The sequence below is a fragment of the Allobosea sp. P4_H5 genome, from assembly GCF_056400825.1.
This window is the reverse complement of record NZ_JBFUKM010000001.1, coordinates 249,231-269,899: the sequence shown is the minus strand read 5'-3', so window position 1 is coordinate 269,899 and position 20,669 is coordinate 249,231. Positions and strand designations below refer to the sequence as shown.

Annotated in this window: 18 protein-coding genes; 10 read left to right on the top strand and 8 right to left on the bottom strand. The window is 64.8% G+C overall.

Features of this window, described 5'->3' with window-relative positions:
* Positions 1-4 precede the first annotated feature (4 nt).
* Complete coding sequence (locus tag AC1DS0_RS01330; protein WP_476812602.1) at positions 5-2,260, top strand: condensation domain-containing protein; 2,256 nt, start codon at positions 5-7, stop codon at positions 2,258-2,260.
* 25 nt (positions 2,261-2,285) lie between these two features.
* Here AC1DS0_RS01330 and AC1DS0_RS01325 read toward each other — a convergent pair whose 3' ends face one another.
* Together AC1DS0_RS01325 and AC1DS0_RS01320 are read right to left on the bottom strand one after the other, a co-directional pair.
* Entirely contained in the window at positions 2,286-2,984 is a 699-nt protein-coding gene (locus tag AC1DS0_RS01325; RefSeq protein WP_476812601.1) for a 4'-phosphopantetheinyl transferase family protein, read from the bottom strand.
* Positions 2,981-4,276: a lipopolysaccharide biosynthesis protein gene (locus AC1DS0_RS01320; RefSeq protein WP_476812600.1), complete on the bottom strand. Its 1,296-nt coding sequence runs from the start codon at positions 4,274-4,276 to the stop codon at positions 2,981-2,983. Before AC1DS0_RS01320 ends, AC1DS0_RS01325 begins: the two co-directional genes overlap by 4 nt.
* Before the next feature lie 381 nt (positions 4,277-4,657).
* On the opposite strand from AC1DS0_RS01320, the gene AC1DS0_RS01315 reads away from it, so the two are divergent.
* The 9 genes from AC1DS0_RS01315 to AC1DS0_RS01275 all read left to right on the top strand — a co-directional run bounded on the left by AC1DS0_RS01315 (position 4,658) and on the right by AC1DS0_RS01275 (position 15,365).
* Positions 4,658-7,498 carry a right-handed parallel beta-helix repeat-containing protein gene (locus tag AC1DS0_RS01315; protein WP_476812599.1) on the top strand — a complete coding sequence of 947 codons (2,841 nt, stop codon included), beginning with the start codon at positions 4,658-4,660 and terminating at the stop codon, positions 7,496-7,498.
* Between the two features lie 88 nt (positions 7,499-7,586).
* The gene (locus tag AC1DS0_RS01310; RefSeq protein ID WP_476812598.1) at positions 7,587-8,243 is read left to right on the top strand and encodes a class I SAM-dependent methyltransferase; all 657 of its coding nucleotides are present in this window, start codon (positions 7,587-7,589) and stop codon (positions 8,241-8,243) included.
* Between the two features lie 164 nt (positions 8,244-8,407).
* Positions 8,408-9,118, top strand: a complete 711-nt coding sequence (locus AC1DS0_RS01305; protein WP_476812597.1) for a glycosyltransferase family 2 protein — start codon at positions 8,408-8,410, stop codon at positions 9,116-9,118.
* A gap of 972 nt (positions 9,119-10,090) precedes the next feature.
* Positions 10,091-10,645, top strand: a complete 555-nt coding sequence (locus tag AC1DS0_RS01300; protein WP_476812596.1) for a methanogen output domain 1-containing protein — start codon at positions 10,091-10,093, stop codon at positions 10,643-10,645.
* Positions 10,620-11,801, top strand: a complete 1,182-nt coding sequence (locus AC1DS0_RS01295) for a sensor histidine kinase (protein WP_476812595.1) — start codon at positions 10,620-10,622, stop codon at positions 11,799-11,801. The genes AC1DS0_RS01300 and AC1DS0_RS01295 overlap by 26 nt, the downstream gene beginning before the upstream one ends.
* A complete protein-coding gene (locus AC1DS0_RS01290) occupies positions 11,798-12,457 on the top strand; it encodes a response regulator (RefSeq protein ID WP_476812594.1) in 660 nt (219 codons plus the stop codon). Before AC1DS0_RS01295 ends, AC1DS0_RS01290 begins: the two co-directional genes overlap by 4 nt.
* A 255-nt stretch (positions 12,458-12,712) precedes the next feature.
* A complete protein-coding gene (locus AC1DS0_RS01285) occupies positions 12,713-13,393 on the top strand; it encodes a LuxR C-terminal-related transcriptional regulator (protein WP_476812593.1) in 681 nt (226 codons plus the stop codon).
* A gap of 375 nt (positions 13,394-13,768) precedes the next feature.
* The gene (locus tag AC1DS0_RS01280) at positions 13,769-14,521 is read left to right on the top strand and encodes a LuxR C-terminal-related transcriptional regulator (protein WP_476812592.1); all 753 of its coding nucleotides are present in this window, start codon (positions 13,769-13,771) and stop codon (positions 14,519-14,521) included.
* Positions 14,522-14,552: 31 nt separating this feature from the next.
* Positions 14,553-15,365 (top strand): glycosyltransferase family 2 protein, encoded by an 813-nt coding sequence (locus tag AC1DS0_RS01275; protein ID WP_476812591.1) that lies wholly within the window; start codon positions 14,553-14,555, stop codon positions 15,363-15,365.
* Positions 15,366-15,458: 93 nt separating this feature from the next.
* Here the strand turns inward: AC1DS0_RS01275 and AC1DS0_RS01270 are convergent, their stop codons facing one another.
* The 6 genes from AC1DS0_RS01270 to AC1DS0_RS01245 form a co-directional block, all read right to left on the bottom strand.
* Positions 15,459-15,686 (bottom strand): hypothetical protein, encoded by a 228-nt coding sequence (locus AC1DS0_RS01270; RefSeq protein WP_476812590.1) that lies wholly within the window; start codon positions 15,684-15,686, stop codon positions 15,459-15,461.
* Between the two features lie 313 nt (positions 15,687-15,999).
* Complete coding sequence (locus AC1DS0_RS01265; RefSeq protein WP_476812589.1) at positions 16,000-16,146, bottom strand: hypothetical protein; 147 nt, start codon at positions 16,144-16,146, stop codon at positions 16,000-16,002.
* On the bottom strand, positions 16,143-16,958 hold the full coding sequence (locus AC1DS0_RS01260) for an AAC(3) family N-acetyltransferase (protein WP_476812588.1): 816 nt from the start codon (positions 16,956-16,958) through the stop codon (positions 16,143-16,145). Before AC1DS0_RS01260 ends, AC1DS0_RS01265 begins: the two co-directional genes overlap by 4 nt.
* A 162-nt stretch (positions 16,959-17,120) precedes the next feature.
* The gene (locus tag AC1DS0_RS01255) at positions 17,121-17,840 is read right to left on the bottom strand and encodes an ABC transporter ATP-binding protein (RefSeq protein ID WP_476812587.1); all 720 of its coding nucleotides are present in this window, start codon (positions 17,838-17,840) and stop codon (positions 17,121-17,123) included.
* Positions 17,840-19,609 (bottom strand): branched-chain amino acid ABC transporter ATP-binding protein/permease, encoded by a 1,770-nt coding sequence (locus tag AC1DS0_RS01250; protein WP_476812586.1) that lies wholly within the window; start codon positions 19,607-19,609, stop codon positions 17,840-17,842. Before AC1DS0_RS01250 ends, AC1DS0_RS01255 begins: the two co-directional genes overlap by 1 nt.
* On the bottom strand, positions 19,606-20,649 hold the full coding sequence (locus tag AC1DS0_RS01245) for a branched-chain amino acid ABC transporter permease (RefSeq protein ID WP_476812585.1): 1,044 nt from the start codon (positions 20,647-20,649) through the stop codon (positions 19,606-19,608). The genes AC1DS0_RS01250 and AC1DS0_RS01245 overlap by 4 nt, the downstream gene beginning before the upstream one ends.
* Between the last annotated feature and the right edge of the window lie 20 nt (positions 20,650-20,669).

Genomic DNA, 20,669 nt, shown 5'->3' with positions numbered 1-20,669 from the left:
GATCATGGCAAACCAGTTCACCCGCGAACCGGAGCCGCAATTGCGCGAGCCAGAGCACATCGTGATGACGGCCAGGTGCTCATCTACGCAGCAGCGCTACTGGGAGATCGACGCCAGGGATCCCGGTACGCCGGCGCTCAACATCGCCGTGAAATGGCGGATCCGCGGGCATCTGGACGCGTCGCTGGCGCAGGATGCGTTCCAGGCGATCCTCAATCGCCATGAATCCCTGCGGACGGCGATTCGGCTGGAGGATGGCCGGCCCGTCCAGGCGATCGCCGAGCAGGTTCCCTTCAAGCTGCCGGAGATCGACTTGTCCGGCTTGCCCGAGGCGGACAGGGCCCGGGAGGCCGATCGCATCGCCCAGAACGAAGCCTGCACGCGCTTCGATCTCGGCGAAGCGCCGCTGCTGCGGGCGACTCTGCTGCGCAAGAGCCGCGCCGAGGCGGTGATCCTGGTCGTCGCCCACCACATCGTCAGCGACGGCTGGTCGATGGGTCTCATCGCCAAGGATTTCGTCGCGGCCTACCAGGCACTCAGCCGTGGCCGCGAGCCGGTCCTCTCAGAGCTTCCCCTGCAATATTCCGACTTCGCCGAAGGCAGCCAGGACAGCATGGAAGGCGGCGCGCTCGCACGCGAGGAGGCCTATTGGCAACGCAAGCTCGCCGAACTGCCTATCGTCGAGGTGCCGGGCGATCGTCCACGGCCGGCGACGCGGAGTACGCACGGCGCCTCGCTGTCGCGGCTGCTTCCCCGCCGCCTGACCGCGGGCCTCGCCGATCTGGCGCGCAAGGAAGGTACGACTTTCTTTTCAGTCGCTTACGCCGTTCTCCTGACCTTACTCCGGCAACGCACCGGCGCCTGCGACCTCGTGCTGAGCACGCAAATGGCGAACCGGGACGATGTCGAGCTTGAGGCGATCGTCGGCCCCTTCGTCAACACGCTCGTGCTTCGGACCAAGGTCTCCGAGGAACAGAGCTTCCTTGATCTCTGCCAGGCCGCGCGCGACACCTTCGAGGACGCGGTCGATCATCACCAATGGCCGTTCGACAGGCTCATGGAACTGCTGCCAAGCCATGGCGACACCGGCCGGCCGCCGATCTCGGTCAACTTCATCGTCCAGCGCGCCTTCATCGGCGAGCTCGCCAATGACAGTTTTCAGCTATCAGGGATTCCATCGCCTTTGCCGGGCGCGCTCTACGACCTCAACTTCATCCTGGTCGAGCGCGAGGAAGGCTGGCGCCTGACCTGCGAGTATCATCTCGACCTCTATGACGAGGCGACCGCAAGCGAGCTGGCAGCGCAGTTCGAGAGCCTGGCGGAGACGCTCGCCGCCAACCCGGCCGCCCATCTGCCGCGCCCGGCACCGACCTCCCTGCCGATCGCATCGCCGCTCTGGCTGCCGGCGACGCCGGCATTGCCGCCGGTGATCGACGTGACGGGCCTGCGCCGGACCTGGTTGCAAAAAAACGGCACACAGCCGACCTTGTTCGCGCTCAACCACACCGCCCATAATCTGCGCCTGTATCGGCCGCTGGCGCAGGAACTCGGGCCCGACCAGCCTTTCGCCGCGCTGCAATTGCTCGACCCGCTGGTGAACGGCGCAGCGCCGAGCTCGATCGAACAACTCGCTGCCGCCTATTGCGAAGCGATCATCGCGACGGAGCCGGATGGCCGCTATCGGCTGGCGGGCTTCTGCCGCTCCGGCGTGATCACCGTGGAGGTCGCAAAGCAGCTGGTAGCGAGCGGCAGGCAGGTCGATCTGGTGATGCTGATCGACTGCTGGGCGCCCGGCTACTTCCTGCGGCAGCCCTATGGCGCACGGCTCTGGTTCCGACTGAAGCGTGCCGGCCGCTTCGCCCGGCGCTTCTGGCAGGGCGGGCCACGCAGCTTCGTGACGCGCATGTCGTTCTGGCTGCAATCGACCGCCGCCGCCAGGCAGGCGAAGCGCCTGATCTTCTGGCGCCCGGCCGAGGAAGCAGCCGACGAGGCCGATTTCTGGCGGACGACCGACGAGCTCGAGGCCCTGGTCCAGCGCTACGCGTTGCCGAACTATGACGGGCGCGTCCTGATCTTCAGGAGCGGCGCGATCCCGGCCGGCTGGCCGCCGGATGCAACGCTGGGCTGGGCTGGCCATCTCGCGCCGGGCACGCCCTGCGTCTCGGTCGACGGCGAAGGCCATGAAGGCGCCTTCTCCGAAGCCGGATCGCGGACCATGGCCGAACGCATCCTCGAGGTCACAGGGCGGAGCCGGGGCTGATCGCGGCGCCTTTGGTCGGCGAGGATCAGGGCCGGGCCATCCAGACCGGGGACCAACCGCGATGGCGCGCGGCCAGCGTACCGCAATAGCCGGGCGCCGGCTCCAGATCGGCGAGCTGCCAGAGGTCGGCCTCGGCCGGGTCGGATTCCACCGTCAGAAGCCGCGCCCTGAACGGATCGAGCGAGACTTCGAAGCTCGATGGCGAGCCGTTGAGGCCGACGCCGATCGCCTTCAGGCAGGCCTCCTTGCGCGTCCAGCAGCGGATGAAGGATTCCTCGCGCAGTTCAGGCGTCAGAGCCGCGAGCATGGCGAACTCCCGCGGCGCAAGACAGCCCGCCAGCAGATCGGCCGAAACCGGCCTGATCCGCTCGATATCGACGCCGACCGGCATGCCCTCGGCGACCGCTACGATCGCGAGCTCGCCGGAATGGCTGAGATTGAACGCGATCGGGCGCCCACTGTACTCGTTCACGAGGAACGGCTTGCCGAAAGCCGTCTCGCCGAAGCGGAGCCGGGGCGGCGGAATCGGGACGTAGAGCGCCAGGACGCGCCGCAGCCAGTTGCGCGCCACGACGAAAGCGATCCGCGCCTTCGCATCATGGAACCGGTCGGCGCGGGCGCGCTCCTCGTCCGACAGGATTGCGCGACGCCCGGCCGCCTCCGCCGCATGCAGGTCGACACGACAGCACCAGAGATGCACCTGGGATGGCGGCAGCTGCATCATGGCGAGGGCGCCGTCATCATGCGGCCGCTGACCGGCACAGCCGGCGGGCGGGCGAGCAGGCCCGGAACCCGCAGCGCGAGCATCACCAGGACGACGAGAGCGGCGAGTTCCGACAGCAGGGTCACCGCGATCAGCCCGGCCACGCCGAAGGTGGCCGCCGCCGGATAGACCGTCAGCAGGCTAAAGCAACCTCCGACGAGCGATGCGAGGAAGACCGGCCGCGTGCGCTCCAGCGCCCGGAAGGCGCAACCAAGGACCAGGCTCGTCAGCGTCATCGGGAAGGCGAAGGCGTACCAGATGATCACCCAGTCGAATTCGAGGATCTCGCCGCCATAGAGCTGGTGCAGCAGCCAAGGACCGAACAGGCCGAGACCGAGAACCGTCGCGGCCCCGACGACGCCGGCGAACAGCATGGCGCGACCGAGAGTCCGGTGGAGACCTTGCATGCCGCCCTCGGCAAAGGCCTTCCCGGCCATCGGCGGCACGATGTTCTCCAGCGCCTCGCGCACCACGTTGAGCGCGGCGAGCAGGCTCTGCGCCGCCCGGAGCGCGCCGAGCACCTTCGGCCCGAACAGGCCAGCCGTCACCAGGAGCCCGCTATAGCTCAGCACCCATTGCACCGAGCCGGTCAGGACGAGCCAGCGCGCCGAGCGCCATTGCCGCACGGTGACGCTGGTCAGGATCTGTCGCCGCCACAGCAGCGGCCCCGACATGCTCAATCCGCACAGCGTCGAGACGGTGGCGGCGCCGGCGACGGCCCATAGCGCATTCGCGACGCTGATCATCCCCACCTGCCAGAGGGCTGCGAGCGCGCCGAGCTTGAGGAACTGGTTGATCGCGTCGATCAGCAGGATTCCGGCGGGCCGCCGGCGGGCGAACAGATAACGGCGCAGGAAATCCTGCGTCAGATAGGAGGCTGCGGCCATCGCGCCCGGCAGCGCAGCATCGGCCAGCGCTGAGTCCGCGCCTGCCGCGAAGACCAGGGCGGCGAAGATCGCGGCGGTCGCGACGACGACGTAACCGGCCTGATGCAGGAAGACCACGGTGTAGTAGGCCTCGGCCTCGGCCCCCTGCTCCTTCGTGCCGATGCTCATCATCGGGCTGACGATGAGGCCGAGCTGAAGGCTCATCGCCAGATAGAGCGCGAGCCAGACCATCGTGTAGATCCCGAAGGCTTCGAGCCCGAGCGCGCGGGCGAGCAGGATGGTCGTCAGGAAATTGCAGGCGCTCGACAGCGCCTGGTCGGTAAAGGACAACGCCGGATCACGCATTGCCCGGAGGCGTGCCCTCATGCCCTCGGATACCTTGCCGGGCCCGCGCTGATCTGCGGGGACACGACCCGGCTCAAGCCGCGCCCGGCCGAAATACCCACCCATCTTGCCCGCGCTGAACGTCATCGGGCCTCCGCTGACGATTGTCCGGTCGCATCTTCTCGGGCGAAGTCTAGCGTCGCCCTTGTCCTGACGGCGCTGGGCATAGGGACTGCCCATAAGGAAGGTGGGCCAGCTGTCTCGCCGGCCTGGCTACCTCGGATGCCCAGCCTGCTTCGGCCCGGCCGGGAGTTACGCTCCTCGCGAGACGGCAGCCGCCGCGCAGAGCAAGGGTCGACCGTGAAGGGAATGCCACGAGCACCGGCGGGCGTCGCGAGTGACCGGCGAGCGACCGATCGCTATTTGCCGATCCTGGCGTTCGGCTTTGCCGGCTATGTCGTTCTCGGCAAGAGCTTCGCCTATCTCGGCCTGCCGCCGCTCTTCGTCGGCGAGATGCTGTTCGCACTCGGCCTGCTCGCCTTCCTCGCCTCGGGCTGCACCACGACGCTGCTCACAACCGTGCCGGCGCTCAGCGCGGCCCTGCTGATGGGTTGGGTCCTGCTACGGACGCTGCAAGGCGTTGGTGCCTACGGGGTCGACGCGCTGCGCGACGGCGCGGTCGCGCTCTATGGCGGCTTCGCCTTCATCGTTGCGGCGCTGATCGTGGAGCGTCCGATCCGCATTGCCCAGATCATGGGCTATTTTCGCGTCCATGCGCGGGTGCTGATCCCGATCGCGATCGTCCTCTATCTGATCGCGCGGTTCTTCTTCGCCTCGATCCCGAAACTCCCCGGCCAGAATGTCGAGATCATCTCGGTGCGCTCGGGAGAACTCGCCGCGCACCTCTGCGGCGCGCTCGTGCTCGTCCTCGTCGGCTTGTGCAAAGTCAGCCGGACCTGGATCGTCATCGCGCTCGGTGCGGCCCTGCTGATCGCGAGCCAGAGCCGCGGCGGCATGCTGGCCCTGCTGCTTCCCTTGCTTCTGGCCATGGTCCTGACCGGCCAGATCGGCCGCCTCGCAACCATCACCGCCGCCCTCACGCTCGTGATGCTCGTGGCCTACGCCGCCGATCTCGAGATCGACCTGCCCCGGGGCGAGCGGCCGATCAGCGCGGCCGCCGTGGTCGAGAACCTCGCCAGCGTCGCCGGATCGAGCGACGCCAACAATCTCGACGGGACCAAGCAATGGCGGCTGGGCTGGTGGCAAGCCATTCGCAATTACACCGTCCACGGCCCCTATTTCTGGACCGGCAAGGGCTTCGGCATGAATCTGGCGGAGGCGGACGGCTTCGTCGTCGGCCTCGAGCGCGGCGGACCGACCGTGCGCAGCCCTCACAGCGTACACATGACCTATCTCGCCCGGGGCGGCGTGCCCGGCCTCGCCCTCTGGCTCCTGACCATCGGCAGCTGGACGATCGCGCTGCTGCGGGCAGCCCATCTCGCCTGGCGGCGCGGCGACCTCGACTGGGCGCGCTATTTCGTCTTCCTGGTCTGCTATTTCGCCTCGATCGTCATCGACGCCTCCTTCGACGTCGCGCTCGAGGGACCGATGCTCGGCATCCCCTTCTGGATCCTGTTCGGGATCGGCTTCGGCTCGCTGATGGTCTACCGCGCCTGGCACATCGTCGAGCCGCCGGTCCGCTTCGGTCGCGCTGCACGCGGCGGCGCGCACATCGCCGGTGCAGCTCTTCTCGGAGCGATGACATTGCTGGGCAGCTCTCGCTCCGAAGCCGCCGGAAATGCGTATTGCCCGTCCGGTTCGATCCTGGTTCCGGTCGGCGGATCCATCCAGGCGCTCGTCGACAAGGCCGCGCCGGGCGCTACATTCTGCATCGCAGCCGGCACTCATCGGGGCCAGCTGGTCTCGCCAAAGGACCGGCAGACCTTCATCGGCCAGCCCGGCGCCGTCCTGAACGGCGCCGAACTGATCACCAATATCAGCCGGAAGGACTCCTTCTGGGTGACTGCGATGCCCCAGTTCGGGATCAAGCCGTTCGGTTCCTGCCTGCCCAATCGCGCCCGCTGCAACGATCCGCGACGCTTCTTTCTCGATGGCCAACCGCTGGAGCCGGTCGCTGACCGTGCCGAGCTGCAGCCGGGCCGCGTCTACTCCGATGCTGCGACAGGGCTGAGCTATCTCGCGGACGATCCGCGCGGCCGGTCCCTGGAGCGGACGCGCCTGCTCTATGCGTTCAACAATCGAGGCGCGCGCGGCGTTACCGTCAAAGGCCTGATCGTCGAGAAATATGCGACACCAGCCCAGCAGGGTGCAATCTTCGGCGACGAGCATCCTCGCGCCACCGACTGGCTGATCGAGGACAACGAGGTCCGCTTCAACAGCGGATCGGGGATCGCGACCGGCGAGAGGAGCGTCGTCCGGCGCAACAAGGTCCATCATAACGGCCAGCTCGGCATCTCGCCAAACGGCAGCGATGTCGTGATCGAGGACAATGAGATCTACGAGAACAACATCTACGGCTTCGACGCCGCCTGGGAGGCCGGCGGCGTCAAGGCCGGCAAGGTCGAGCGCCTGACGCTGCGCGGCAATCATGTGCACGACAATTATGGCTCGGGGCTCTGGTGCGATGTCGACTGCCGCAACGTCCTGTTCGAGAACAACCTCGTCGAGCGCAATTCGGACGCCGGAATCTTCTACGAGATCAGCTTCGACGCCATCATCCGCAACAATACGGTTCGCCTGAACGGGACCGGACGGGGCGGCCAGCAGGGCAGCGCCTGGATCTGGGGCGCCGGCATCCAGATCGCGGCATCCGAAGGCGTGAGCGTCTACGGCAACAAGGTCACCGTAGCTTCGGGCGGCACCGGCATCGTCATCGTCGACCAGGGCCGCGAGCGGCTCGATCAACCCAGGCTCAAGGACGGCCAAAAGAAGCTGTTCTACCTGACGGCGCGCAACGCCGTGCACGACAACGAAATCGTCTACGACGGAAACTCCGGCCTGTCCGGCGGAGCAAGCGACGTTCCCGATTCCAATCCGAACTTCGGGATCATTGAAACCGGTGGAAACCGCTTCGACCGCAACACCTATGTGCTGCGCGGACCGGCCAATGCCCCGCTCTTCATCTGGGGCGGAGAGCCGGTCTCCTACGAACGATTCCGCGATCTCGGCCAGGAGGCGAACGGCCGGATCATCCGGGCCGATCAGGGGCCGCCTGCCCAGAACGGCTTAGTCCAGAAACCCTAGCGCTCAGTCGTCGGACCAAGCTGCCGACCGAACGCTCAGCGCTAGGATCGCGCACGGGAACCGCACGTCATCGCGAGGCGAAGAGCTCATGAACATGATTCCGCGCTCGTTCCGCCGCTCCCAGTTCCGCGAGGAGCGGTTCAAGACCTATGTCCGCCCGATCATCGACGCGGTGATCGAGAAGCGGGGCTCCTGCCGCATCCTCGACCTCGGAGGAGACGCCGATTACTGGCAGTTCGACCTGCCGCCTTCGGGGGTGGAGATCTGGCTCCTGAACATCGAAGCCAAGCCCCCCTCGCCCGATCCGCGCTTCCACGTCGTCCAGGGCGACGCGCGCGACGTCGATGCGTTCGGCGACCAGAGCTTCGACTTCGTCCACTCCAATTCGCTGATCGAGCATGTCGGCCGCTGGGCCGACATGAAGCGCGTTGCGGCCGAAATCAGACGGCTGGCGCCGAACTACTACGTGCAGACACCGAACTTCTGGTTTCCGCTCGACCCGCACAGCAATGCGCCGATCATGCACTGGCTGCCGCAGCCGCTGCAGCGGCGGATGGTATCGAGCAGGGCCCGCGGCTTCTACGCGAAGGCCGCCTCCCTCGATCAGGCGATGCAGATCGTCGAAGGCACCACGATGCTCGACCGGGCCCAGCTCGCCGAGCTCTTTCCGGACGCGGAGATCCTGACCGAGAACGTCCTGTTCCTGCCGAAATCGCTGATCGCCATCAGGGCTCCCGAGACGTGAGACAAGCGGGCGACATCCGGCCGGATTTCGCCTTCCTGGCCCTGGCCAAGGATTGTGCCGCCACGATCCCGCCTTTTCTGGAGCTACTGCAAACGCTGCGGCGCAGCGGCTCGAGCGTTGCCGCCTTCGTCGGGGAAAACGGCTCGCATGACGAAACGCAGGCGTTGCTCGAGCAGGCCCAGATGCGCGGGGAGATCATTCTCGTCCCGACCGCGTTCATGGCAAGCGAGCCGGAGCGGCTCAGGCGGATGGCGCTCGGCCGCGAGCGGCTCAAGAGCGAGCTCGAAGCATCGGGCCTCGAACCCCGCTTCATCTGCGTGCTCGACATCGACAACGTCATCGCCGTGCCGCCCCCGATCCCGGCGCTGCTCGCCGCCGCCGCTAAACTGGACCGGCCGGGTGTCTTCGGAGTGTCGGCGAGCTCACGCCCGCACTATTACGATCTCCTAGCCTACGAAGACGAGCACAGATCCTTCACGACACTGCTCGATGAACTCGCGGGAAATCGATCCGACATCGTCAGATACTACCGTTTCTTCTGCTCACGCATCTATCCGCACCAGCGCGCCCTCACCTCCGATCGGGAGATCGCCTGCGCCTCGACCTTCAACGGCCTGTGCCTCTATCGCGCCGAGACGTATCGTCTCGGCAGCTATCGTCAGGCAGGCCCTGCCATCTGCGAGCACCTCGTCTTCAATCGCCGCCTCGCCGCCCTGACCGGCGGAGCGATGCTGATCGACCCCGATCTGGCGCTGCGCACGCCTCGCGATCACGCCGAACAGGGCTTTCTGCCCTTTGCCTGGCGACGCTTTCGCAAGCTGATCTCGCAGCCTCGTCCTCGGCACATTCGCCTGCCGAATCTGCCGGCCGAATGACGCAACGGAATTCTGTTGCGGCCAAGATCTTGACAAATGTGAACGGCCGTCAACATTGACCTAGCGGCAACCGAGCACGCCGATGCCTTGCGCGCCGTTTTCGCCGCGGAATCGCGCGTGTGGACGCATCGATCACGAAATTCTTACCGGGAGGATGATTTGGCGGCCCGCCATCATTCGTACAGATACGAATCATTTTAGATGAGCAAAAATTAGCCACATCTAGTCTGAACTATCAACTATTATAGATTCTAAGCTTATTTATCGTCGCCGACAATCACCTGCAAATTGTTTGAACCTTATTTCAAATATTAAAATAGAATATATATTTGAATAATATTTTCCTATTTCTTTATCTATTCGACCCAGGGGGCGGCAACATCAGCTCTCTAAAATTCGAAACAGAATCGACGATACAACTTATGTTAGAATTCGTAATTCAAAAAAACCGTTTTGGAAATACATCCTCGATTCAGGGCAGACAAACGCCGATAATGTGCTATTATCACCCTGAAGATAAGCACTCCGAGCTGAGACGGCTCGCACGATCCGTTCTATTGACGCCTTACCGGCCGCTGATCTCCTGTGTTTTTCGTCGGCATATCCAACATAAAAATCTCGGCAGAATTTGAGCGGGGCCATCTCAAGAGAACGATTTAGTTCAATATTTTATGCTTTTGGAGACTGACCTCGTTTTGTAAACCATAGTTGCAACATACTTGATATTTTGAACTATATTTCAATTTATCCACGAGAAAAATTACTATATAAGCGACTCCTCGATGTAATAAGAGAACTATACCAAGAAATGTATCTCTGATCAAAGAGATAAAATTCTGAACTAATCCTTCCCGAATGCCATCGGAGAAAGGCTCTTATTCCAACTTCTCTAGCGAATCAGTAGCCTCGTACAAAGGTGCGTGCGAAAAGTATTCGCTTGGGACATCTGTCAATTCAGGGGGGCTAGCGAGCGTGACTCCATCCGTCTCCAATATTTCGCCGAGTATCGGCGCTCTCGATATCGACTTCGACCATCATGGTCTTTTCAACACCTTGGTGGCCGACATGGCCGAGCTGCTGGAAAGCATCGCAGGGGTCGAAGATGCCTGCGCCTATGTCAGTGGAATCGCCGCGCGCCTGGGCACCGATATCGAGAAACAGTACAAGACGGCACTCGGAGTCCAGCGCCTCAACCGCGATCAACTGCTCGAGATCCTGATCGACCTGAAAAACCGCGCCGGCGGTGCATTCTCGATCGTCGAGCAGGACGAAGATCGGGTCGTGTTCAGCAATTGCTCGTGCCCGCTCGGTCGGGCGGCAGCGAACCATCCCTCACTGTGCATGCTGACATCGAACATCTTCGGCCGCCTGACCGCCAACGCAGTCGGGTACGCCGCGGTCGATCTGGAGGAGACGATTGCCTCAGGGGCAGCTGGATGCCGTGTGGTCCTCCATCTGAAGCGGATGGAGCCGGGCCCGGGGACGAGGGAATATTTCCGAGATGATGCATCTGCAGCTTCGGCATGAGCTGGATCTCGAGGTCTATCTCGAGCCATCGGTCATCGCCCTGACCGACGGAAGCATCCGTGCGCTCAATCGCGCCGCAAGCCAGCTGCTTGCCCCCGGCCACGCAGCCACGTCGCTGCTCGATATCTGCGCGAGCCGGGTCGATGCCTTGCGGACTTATCTCCTCGCCTGCTCGGGCTCGCGCCAGCCCCTGATCGAAAGGGTCGGCTTCACTGGCCCCGATGGCGCCAGCGACTACCGCTGCTTCGGCAATGTCCTGGTCCCACGGCGCAAGAGCCAGCCGGCGACGCTCCTCCTGCGGCTCTTTCCCCTGCTCGATCCGCGGTTCTCGGCAGTTGCGGAGCGATTGAGACGCTTGACGGCCGAGCGGCAACGTCGCCTTGCCATGCAGCAATTCGACGAGTTGCGCAGCGACCGCCTCCGGCTGGTCGAGCAATATTGCTTCGTCGCCGAGGCGCTGCGGGTCGTGGAGGCGCGGACGCATCAACTCCAGGACGAGCTCAACCACATCCGGACCGACGAGCGCGAGCGCATAGCACGGGACCTGCACGACCATGCCGGGCAAGAGATGGCCCGGGTCCTCGTCGAGCTGAGAGTCTTGCAGGAGAGCACGAAGGGACTGGCGAGACGGCGCGTCGAAGAGATCGTCGAACATGTCGCCGGGGTCGGGCGAAAGATCCACCATGCCGTCATCAGCGGCCGCCCCCGCATCGTCGAGGAGCTCGGCTTCAGCCGTGCCATCGAGGCCATGGCGACCTCGTTCGCCGCGGATGGGCGGCTCCATCTCTGTTTCAGGAAGAAGGGGCCCGAGCCCGACCCGATGCCTGCCGTCATCGAGGACGCACTCTACCGGGTGGCGCAGGAGGCTCTGACGAACACCCTCAAACACGCGCTCGGCGCGCGAAAGCTCGATGTCGTCCTGGACTTCGCAAGCACGTCTGTCTCGCTCACCATAGCCGACGACGGCGCCGGGCTTCGAAGCCAGCCCGAGCGGCCGGGAGATGGCATCCACACCGGCATCGGGCTTCCTGGCATGCGCCAGCGCATGGCGGATCTCGGCGGGACGCTGGGTATCGGGCCACGCTGCGGCAAGGGCACGATCGTCACCGCGGTCGCTCCCCTGACCGGCGTCGCGCCGCGGAGCGTCCCCTCGTGACGACGCGGATCATCCTGGTCGACGACCACCCGGTCGTTCTGGCCGGACTGAAGGCCCTCGTGCTCGGCCTGCCGGATTTCGAGCTGGTGGGACAGGCGAGTTGCGCGGCGGAGGCGCTCGCGCTCGTCCGCGGACAACGCCCGGACCTCGCTGTCCTCGACATGGGGCTTCCCGGCATGAGCGGTCTGACGCTGGCCGAGCGCATCCTCGAAGAACTGCCCGACACCCTGATCGTCATGCTGACCCATTACGAAGAGCCGAGCTATGTCCAGAAGGCGCTGCGGGCCGGCATTCGCGGCTACGTCCTCAAGGCATCGGCGGACGACAAGGTGGCCCAGGCACTGAGGACGGTCCTGAGCGGCGGGGTCTACATCGATTCCGAGCTGGAGGATTTCCGCTCGGAATGGATCCGCAAGCTGTGTCCGGCGGCCGGCGTGAGCACGGCGACCGCGAGCGACACGCTGACCTATCGCGAGATGCAGGTCCTGCGCCTGGCTGCGGTCGGCCACTCCAACAAGGAGATCGCCCGGCGCGTCGGCCTCGGCATCAAATCGGTCGAGACCTACCGCTACAGGGCCTGCAAGAAGCTGATGCTGCACTCACGTCTCGACATCATCAGATACGGCGCCAGCCATGGCTGGATTCTCGACGTCTGACGATACTGACTAAGCCGTTGGCGCGTTGAATTGCCAGACTTGCTCCTGTGCGGAGTACTCAGCTTGGCGTGACTGGCACAATAATGGCCACGCCCCCGCAACGGCATCTCCCGAAGAGCGTCGCGACTTGAAGAGCCGTTCCCGCTACGACAGGCCGGGGATAGAGGCCTGCGCTCGGGAACCGCCTTCGACCAGCGGAGCCCGACATCACGGCCGCATCCCCACCGAAAAAGCGACCAGAGCGGCGGCACGACCATGGCAAGGATTCTCGTTGCCGACGAACATGCGCTCTACCGCACGGGCCTGCGCACGATCCTGCAGGCCGCCTTGCCGGAGGCCGAACTTCTCGAAGCCGAAGGCTTCGACGGCCTGATGCGCAACCTGATGGAAGAACAGCCGATCCATCTCGTGCTGGTCAGCCTTGGCCTGACGGGATCCACCGATCCGGCGATCATCTGGGATTTCAAGCGGGCCTCCCCGACGACGCGCTACGTCGTCATCTCGGGTAACGGCACCTTCGACCAGGTCCTGCACTATATCGCGGAGGGGTTCCACGGCTTCATCTCGAAGCTGCAGCGGGATGACGAGATCATCGAGGCGGTCCAGGAGGTCCTCGCCGGCCGCCTCGCGGTGCCCCGCGGCCTCACCCCGTTCGGCTCCGCCGCCGAGGCCTACCGCTCTCGCGAGGCGCCGCAGCGCCGGAGCAGCTCGCAGCAGGATCCGTTCGGGCTGACGCGCCGGCAGCGGGACGTCCTGACGCTGCTGGCGGACGGGCTCTCGAACCGGGAGATCGCCCAGGCCCTCCATATCGCGGAACCGACGGCCAAGATCCACGTCTCCGCACTGATGCGGACGCTCAACGTCCGCAATCGCACCGAGGCGGCCGTGCTCGCCAAGGATCTGATCCGCATCCTCAAGACCGACCCGACCGGCTGACGCGGCTCGCGCGGAAAGCGGCCCAGCATCGGTGTCTTCCTCTACGGCAACCTGAAGATAATCTCCCTCCCAGCTTGCAAGCCAAGCTGGTGAAATCGGACGCTTTGTCGCAGGTCGCGTGTAAGGATTTTCCTGACGGGATCGTATTTTTCCTGACAAGACGACTACATCCGAATGAACTAATTATTAACGATGACATTCAGGGTGCTTGCATCCCTCAGTGTCACTTTGTGGCCGTTTCGGATTAGTCACCGCCTGCTTCATCTCAGAATTTCTCAAACAGCGCTACGGAATACCTCCGCTGGTGCGGCTGGGCTACATGCGCCTTGCTGCGTCCGCCACCCCAGTTTTGTGTCGAGTAAGAGGGAAGTACCGATGTCAGACATCATCGAGACCGCTGTACTAAGCGACAACGCCCTTCTTCGCGAAGGCATAACCAAGTTGTTGGATGGCGCTCGCTTCCACGTAAGCCAGCGAACCGCCAGTCTCGATCTTCACCGATACGATATCGGCCAGCAAACACCAGACCTCTTCATCGTCGTGATCGACGACATGTCCTGCTCCATCGTCGGCGACATCAAGAGGCAGTTCAAGAGCGCCAAGATCGTCGCGCTCGCCCTGCGCGGTAGCCGGGAGTTGATGCATCGCGCGATGCAGCTCGGAGCGGTCGGCTATCTCGTCGAGTCCGTCTCGGCGCAAGATCTCATCACCTCGCTGGAAGTCGTCATCGCCAATGGTGCGGTGTTCCCGCCAGAGTTGCTATCGCAACTCTCCGAAGTGGCGGTCGAGCCGCAGCGCCTGCTGCAGGGCGTCCAGCGCCGGGCTGACGGCTCCCCGTTCCAGGGGCTTTCGGCCCGCGAGGTGAGCATCCTGGAAGGGCTCATGCTCGGCGAGTCCAACAAGGTGATCGCACGCAAGCTGGAGATCGCCGAAGCCACCGTGAAGGTGCACGTCAAGGCGATCCTTCGGAAGGTGCGGGTCAGGAACCGGACCCAGGCGGCGATGTGGGCGATGCAGAACGCGGTGACCCGGATTCCGGTGGTCGAAGAGGCCGAGGCGACGGAGGACGCGCCGCTGCCGATGATCCCCGCGAGGCCCGAGATGGCAATCGCGCCTCGGCACGTCTGACCGCACCGGCTCCAGCAGCGGAACTGCGCCAATGATCGTGACAATCGTGACCCCGACGCTGAACGCCGTCGACTTTCTCAAGGAATGCATCGAATCCGCGCGCTGCAATGCGACGCGCGGGATCGAGATCGAGCACGTCATCGTCGATGGCGGCAGCACCGACGGAACCGTGGAGCTCGCCCGCAGCTACGGGCTGAAGGTGATGCAGGGCAAGGACAGCGGCATCTTCGACGCCATCAACAAGGGCTCCTTCAATTCCTCGGGCGAATTGCTGGGCTTCCTGGGCGCCGACGACGTGATGCTCCCGGGCGCCGCGGCGGCGGTCGTCGACGCCTACCGCAAGAGCCGGCGGCGCTGGGTGGTCGGCGCGATCCGATGGATCGATTCGAACGGACATAGCCTCGGCGGGCTCGCAGCGCCTCCGAACTGGATGACGCCGGCCATGCTCGTCTGCCTGGGCTGGAACCCGATCATGCATATGGCGACCTACTTCTCCCGGACCTTTTTCGAGGAACTGGGCGGGTTCGACATCGCCTACAGGGATGCCGGCGACTACGACATGTTCTGCCGGGCCCTGGTGAAGGAACTCTATGGCCGGATCACCCAGCCGATCGCCTGCTTCCGACGGACGGGCGTCAACAACAGTGCGATCCATGGCAGCCGCACCGCCGCCGAATGCGCGAGGATCTACGCCCAGCACGGGCCTTCATCGCAGGCGGAACGCCTGTTCTGGCGGGTCCTGCTGAAGACCTATTTCAACCTCGGCAATCCCGACTGGCTGCTGTCGAAGGTGGCCGACTCGACGCGTGCGACGCTGAGGCTTCAGCCGAAAGCGCATTTCTGATCTGCCCAGCTACCAGTCCGGCTGCTCTGGCCAAACCACATCCCGACGGGCCATTCCAGCCCGCCGGGATGCCGTTTGTCCGGCGCTGACGCATCAGCGCATCGTGGGCAGACATTGGCGCTTCCCAGGACCGAGCGTCCGGCGTCCCAGTGCCAGAAGCAGGACACAGGCGACGAGTGGCCAGATGGCGCAGACCAGAGCGATGACGAGGATGTCTTTCGCGGTGAGCCGGTCACGCTCGGCTTCAAGAACCGAATTGAGCGCGATCAGGCTCGCAATCACCGGATAAGCCGCCGTGAGGCTGGCGAACGCCGTGACCATCTGAACCGCCTCTCGGCGAATGGCTTCTGCACGTCACGCTAGCGCCGATGAGGGCATCGGCAACGACGCAGGAAGATATCCCTGCCGACCATTCGGGATTACCGCATCGGCCCGGCGAACAGCGCAGCAACCGCCTCACCCGCAATAAGCGCGGAGGATTCTGCTGCTCTTCGGATCGGTCTCGATCGCCACGCGCGCCTGCCGGACATCCATCGTCACGATCATGACCGCGCCCAAGGCACGGATGCGGCGCAACCAAGGACGATAGGCCTGTCAGATACGGACAAGCGCTTCGTCTTTTCAGGTATCATTCTCAGTCGGGAATGCACGTCTTCTTCGCCGCGTCCCAGCTGCCGTCCTGGCATGGCACATCGGCGAAGCCGGAAAGGGCCAGAGCCGCAAGCAGCACCGCCAGGCAGACCAATCCGGCGAGGATCGCAACGATGAGGAGGCGTCTCACCGGCCCGACGCCCATAGCCCGACGGCGTGATCGACGAGCGGCCGCATCCCGACCAGGATTCCCCGGCCCTCGCCGAGCGAACGCGCAGTGGCCATTCCCGATCGCAGCGCGCTCGCTCCGATCGGCAGAAACGCATCGCCGTCCATCACGCTCGGGGTGTCGAAGGCGACCCATTGCCGCTGCCCGTCGCGCATCAGAGGCGCACCCTCGGTGATCCTCGGCCGGTCGGGCCAGGCCCGGCGCTCGGCAAGGTGCAAGGCGGTGCACTTGTCGAAGTCGACACCAATCAGCAGGACCCTGGCATCGAGGCGGTAGAGTACGCCGAGCGGCGAGCCCTCCCCCAGCGGATCGGCCAGATCGTGATGGCCGATGATCTGCCCGGAGAGCGGGCCCAGCGCCGCAAACGAGGCCGACGGATGATCGCTGCGCACGGCGCCGGGCCAGCCACGGAACAGCTCGGCGACCCTGCCCATGTCCCGCGTCGGCGTTGTGCCGGGATCATAAGCCGGCATCGTCTCGCGGATCGTCTGATGCCATGACGCCGGAACGGGCGGAGCGCCCCAGTTGGCAGGGTCGGTCAGGTCCGCCGACTGCGCCGGCATGACGATGGTGCCCTCAGGCCCGACCGCCTGAAGCAGAGCGTGGATCACAGCGACCGGCCCGCCATTCACCCAGCCGAGAGAGCTGAGGGAGGCGTGGACGAGAAGCGTGTCTCCAGGCGCTACCCCCAGCGACAGCAGGTCTCTCCCGAGGCTTGCCACCGTGACGGGCCTTGCGCTTCTGGCGATGCGCTCTTCTTCGGTCATCCGCATATCCCTGAAAGCGCCGCCGGCAGATTTCCCAGGCGGAAGCGCCAGCCGCCTCTGGCGATCGAGTCAGCGAAACTCTCGCCCTTACCGACGAAACTCGGGTTTTTGTCGGCCATGAATGCTGTCGCGCATTCTAGCAATGCGTTGGCAAGCCGGCGCAACGGTCTAGTGCCCCTCGCCGCCCCCAAGATAGGCGGCGATGAGTTTTGGATCGTGGATCAAGGTATCTGCCTTGCCCTGCTGGACGATCTCGCCGGTCTCCAGCACATAGCCGTAATCGGCGGTCTCGAGTGCGGCGCGGGCATTCTGTTCGACCAGCAACACCGAGACGCCGAGCTCGCGCAGGGAGGAGATCGTCCTGAAGATCTCGCGCACGATCAGCGGCGCCAGACCCAGGCTCGGTTCGTCGAGGATGAGCAGCTTCGGCCTGGCCATCAGGGCGCGGCCTAGCGCCAGCATCTGGCGCTCGCCGCCCGACAGCGTGCCCGCCTTTTGACGCCGACGCTCCTGCAGCCGCGGGAAGCGCTGGTAGACTTGCTGCAGGGCCRCATCGACGCCGGAGCGGTCCTTCAGGCTGTACGAACCGAGGATCAGATTGTCGGCGACGGACATATCGGCGAACAGCTCGCGCTTTTCCGGCACGAGACAGATGCCACGCTCGACGCGCTCCTCGACCTCGAGCCCGGTGAGGCTGGAGCCCTCGAAGGTCACCTCCCCCGCCAACGGCAGAAGCCCCATGGTCGCCAGCATCATCGTCGTCTTGCCGGCTCCGTTCGGCCCGATCACCGAGACGATCTGGCCCGCCTCGACATCCAGCGAGACGCCGCGCACGGCCTCCACCTTGTCGTAGGAAACGCTGACGTTGCGGAGGGATAGCAGCGCCATCAGACCGTGCTCCCCAGATAGGCTTCCTGCACGCGGGCATCGTTGCGGATCGCGGCCGGATCGCCCTCGCAGAGCTTGGTGCCGAAATCCATGACGACGATGCGGTCGACGAGGTTCATGACGAATTCCATGTCGTGCTCGACCAGCAGGATGGTGACATGGTCGCGGCGCAGATTGGCGAGAAGCTCGGCGAGCTTCTGCTTTTCGTTGCGGCGCAGGCCGGCTGCCGGTTCGTCGAGGACGAGCAGCAGCGGATCGGCGGCCAGCGCACGGGCAATCTCCAGCAGCCGCTGGTTGCCGAGCGGAAGGTTGCCGGCGAGTTCAAAAGGATTATCGCCGAGGCCGATGCGTTCCAGTTGCCGCATCGCCTCGGCACGGGCGCTCGCCTCCTCCTGCCGCTCCAGCCGGAAGGCGCCGGAGATGAGACCAGCCTTGGTCCGCGAATAGGTGCCGAGCAGGACATTGTCGAGCAGCGTCATGCGCGGGCGCAGCTTCACATGCTGGAAGGTGCGGGCGATGCCGGCACGCGCGATCTTCGCTTGCGAGAGCCGCTCGATGTTGCGGCCGGCGAAGACGATCTTGCCGCTGTTGCAGGCGAGCGCACCCGTCAGCAGGTTGAACATTGTGCTCTTGCCGGCGCCGTTGGGGCCGATCAGCCCCAGAATCTCGCCGGCGCGGACCTCGAACGAGACCTTGTTGACGGCGATGAGCCCGCCGAAGCGTCGCTCGGCGCCTTCGACCTGCAGCAGCACCTCGCCCGGCGCCGGCTGCTTGCGCAGCGGCAGGGGCGGCGCAGGCTCCGGGCGCTTCGGCTGCGGCTGAGGCAGGAAACGCGAGAGGAACGGCACGATGCCCTGCCGCGCACGCTGCAGGAACAAAATGAAGATGCTGGCGAAGACGACGATCTCGAGCTGGCCCGAGGCGCCCTTGGCGATCAGCGGCAGATAGTCCTGCACTGCGTTCTTCAGGAAGATGATGACCGCCGCGCCGACGATGCCGCCGAGCAGGCTGGTCGCACCACCGATCATCGCCATCATCAGGTACTCGATGCCGGCAAGCGGCTCGAATGGCGTCGGGCTGATGAAGCGGCTGAGATGGGCATAGAGCCAGCCCGACAGCGCCGCGAGGAAGGCGGCGATGACGAAGGCGGTGAGATTGACCCAATAGGCGCTGACGCCAAGGCTTTCGACCAGCGTCTTGCCGCCGCGCATGGTGCGCATGGCCCGGCCAAGGCGTGAGTTCAGCAGGTTGTGCAGCAGGATCAGCACGAGCACCACGAACGCCCAGATCAGGTAGTAGATCTGCCAGCCTTCGCTCAGCGCATAGGAGCCGATCGAGATCGGCGGGATGTTGGACAGGCCGTTGAAGCCGCCGAGCCCGTCGATATTGCCGAACAGGAAGCCGATCGACAGACCCCAGGCGATGGTGCTGAGCGAGAGGAAATGCCCTTGCAGGCGCAGCGTCACCAGTCCGAGCACGGCCGCGACGGTGCAGGTGAGCACGATCGCCAGGCCGAGGCCGAGCCAGGGCGACTGGCCGTTGATCGCCGAGACCCAGGCCGTGGCATAGGCCGCGATGCCGATGAAGGCGGCCTGCCCGAAGGAGATGATGCCGACGATGCCGGTGAGCAGGACGAGGCCGACGGCCACGAGCGAGTAGATGCCGACATAGTTCAGCAGCGTGATCGAGAACGGGCTGAGCAGGAAAGGCGCCGCGGCGAGCGCCAGCACGGCCACGATCTTCACGGTGGCAAGCTGGGCGCGTGTCATTCCTCGACCTCTTCTTCGATATGCGGCGACACGATCGAGCGCCAGATCAGGATCGGGATGAGCAGGGAGAAGACGATCACCTCCTTCAGCGCACTGCTTTCGAAGGAAGCGAAGCTCTCCAGCACGCCGACGAAGATGGCGCCGATAGCGGTGCCGGGATAGCTGGCCAGTCCGCCGATGATCGCGCCGACGAAGGCCTTAAGGCCGAGCAGGAAGCCTGAATCGTAGAAGATGGTGTTGACCGGCGCGACCAGGATGCCGGAGACGCCCGCCATCAGCGAGCCGACGAGATAGGCGATGGTGCCCGACCTGGCCGGCCGGATGCCCATCAGCCGCGCTCCGGTGCGGTTCACCGCCGTGGCACGCAAGGCCTTGCCGGTCAGGGTGAAGCCGAAGAACAGATAGAGCAGCCCGCTGAACACGATCGAGGCGATCACGATCAGCAGCGTCTGGCCGTTGACGTGGACGCCGAGCACCGCGAAGGCGGAATCCGTCAGCGGTTGGGTGCGCACCCCTTCCGGCCCGAAGAAGAGCAGGCCGAGCCCGACCAGCGCGAAGTGCAGCGCCATCGAGACGATCAGCAGGAGGAGCACGCTCGCATCCGCGATCGGCCTGAAGACGATCCGGTCGAGCAGCGGCGAGATCGGCATGACGAGCAGCAGCGCCAGCACGATGCGGACCGGCATGGACGGCGCCAGCGGCAGGGCCAACCGTACGAACAGGACGATCAGCACTGGCAGCAGCAGATAAAAGGCCAGCGCCTTCGGGATCTGACGCGCCCTCCCGCTCCGGCCCAGCGACCAGCACTCGGCCAAGGAGGCCAGCCCTGCAAGCACCAGGACGAGGCCGACCGTTCCCGGGAGATGCCCGGTTTCGAGAGCCGCCAGGGTCAGCGCCGTGAAGGCCGCGATGTCACCGAAGGGAATAAACATCACGCGGGTGACCGTGAAGATCAGCACCGTCCCGACCGCAACCAGAACATAGATGGCGCCGGTCGCTATTCCGTCGATGGCGAGAATCGCCGCGATATCGCTCGTCATGCCGATGGTTCTCTATCCTC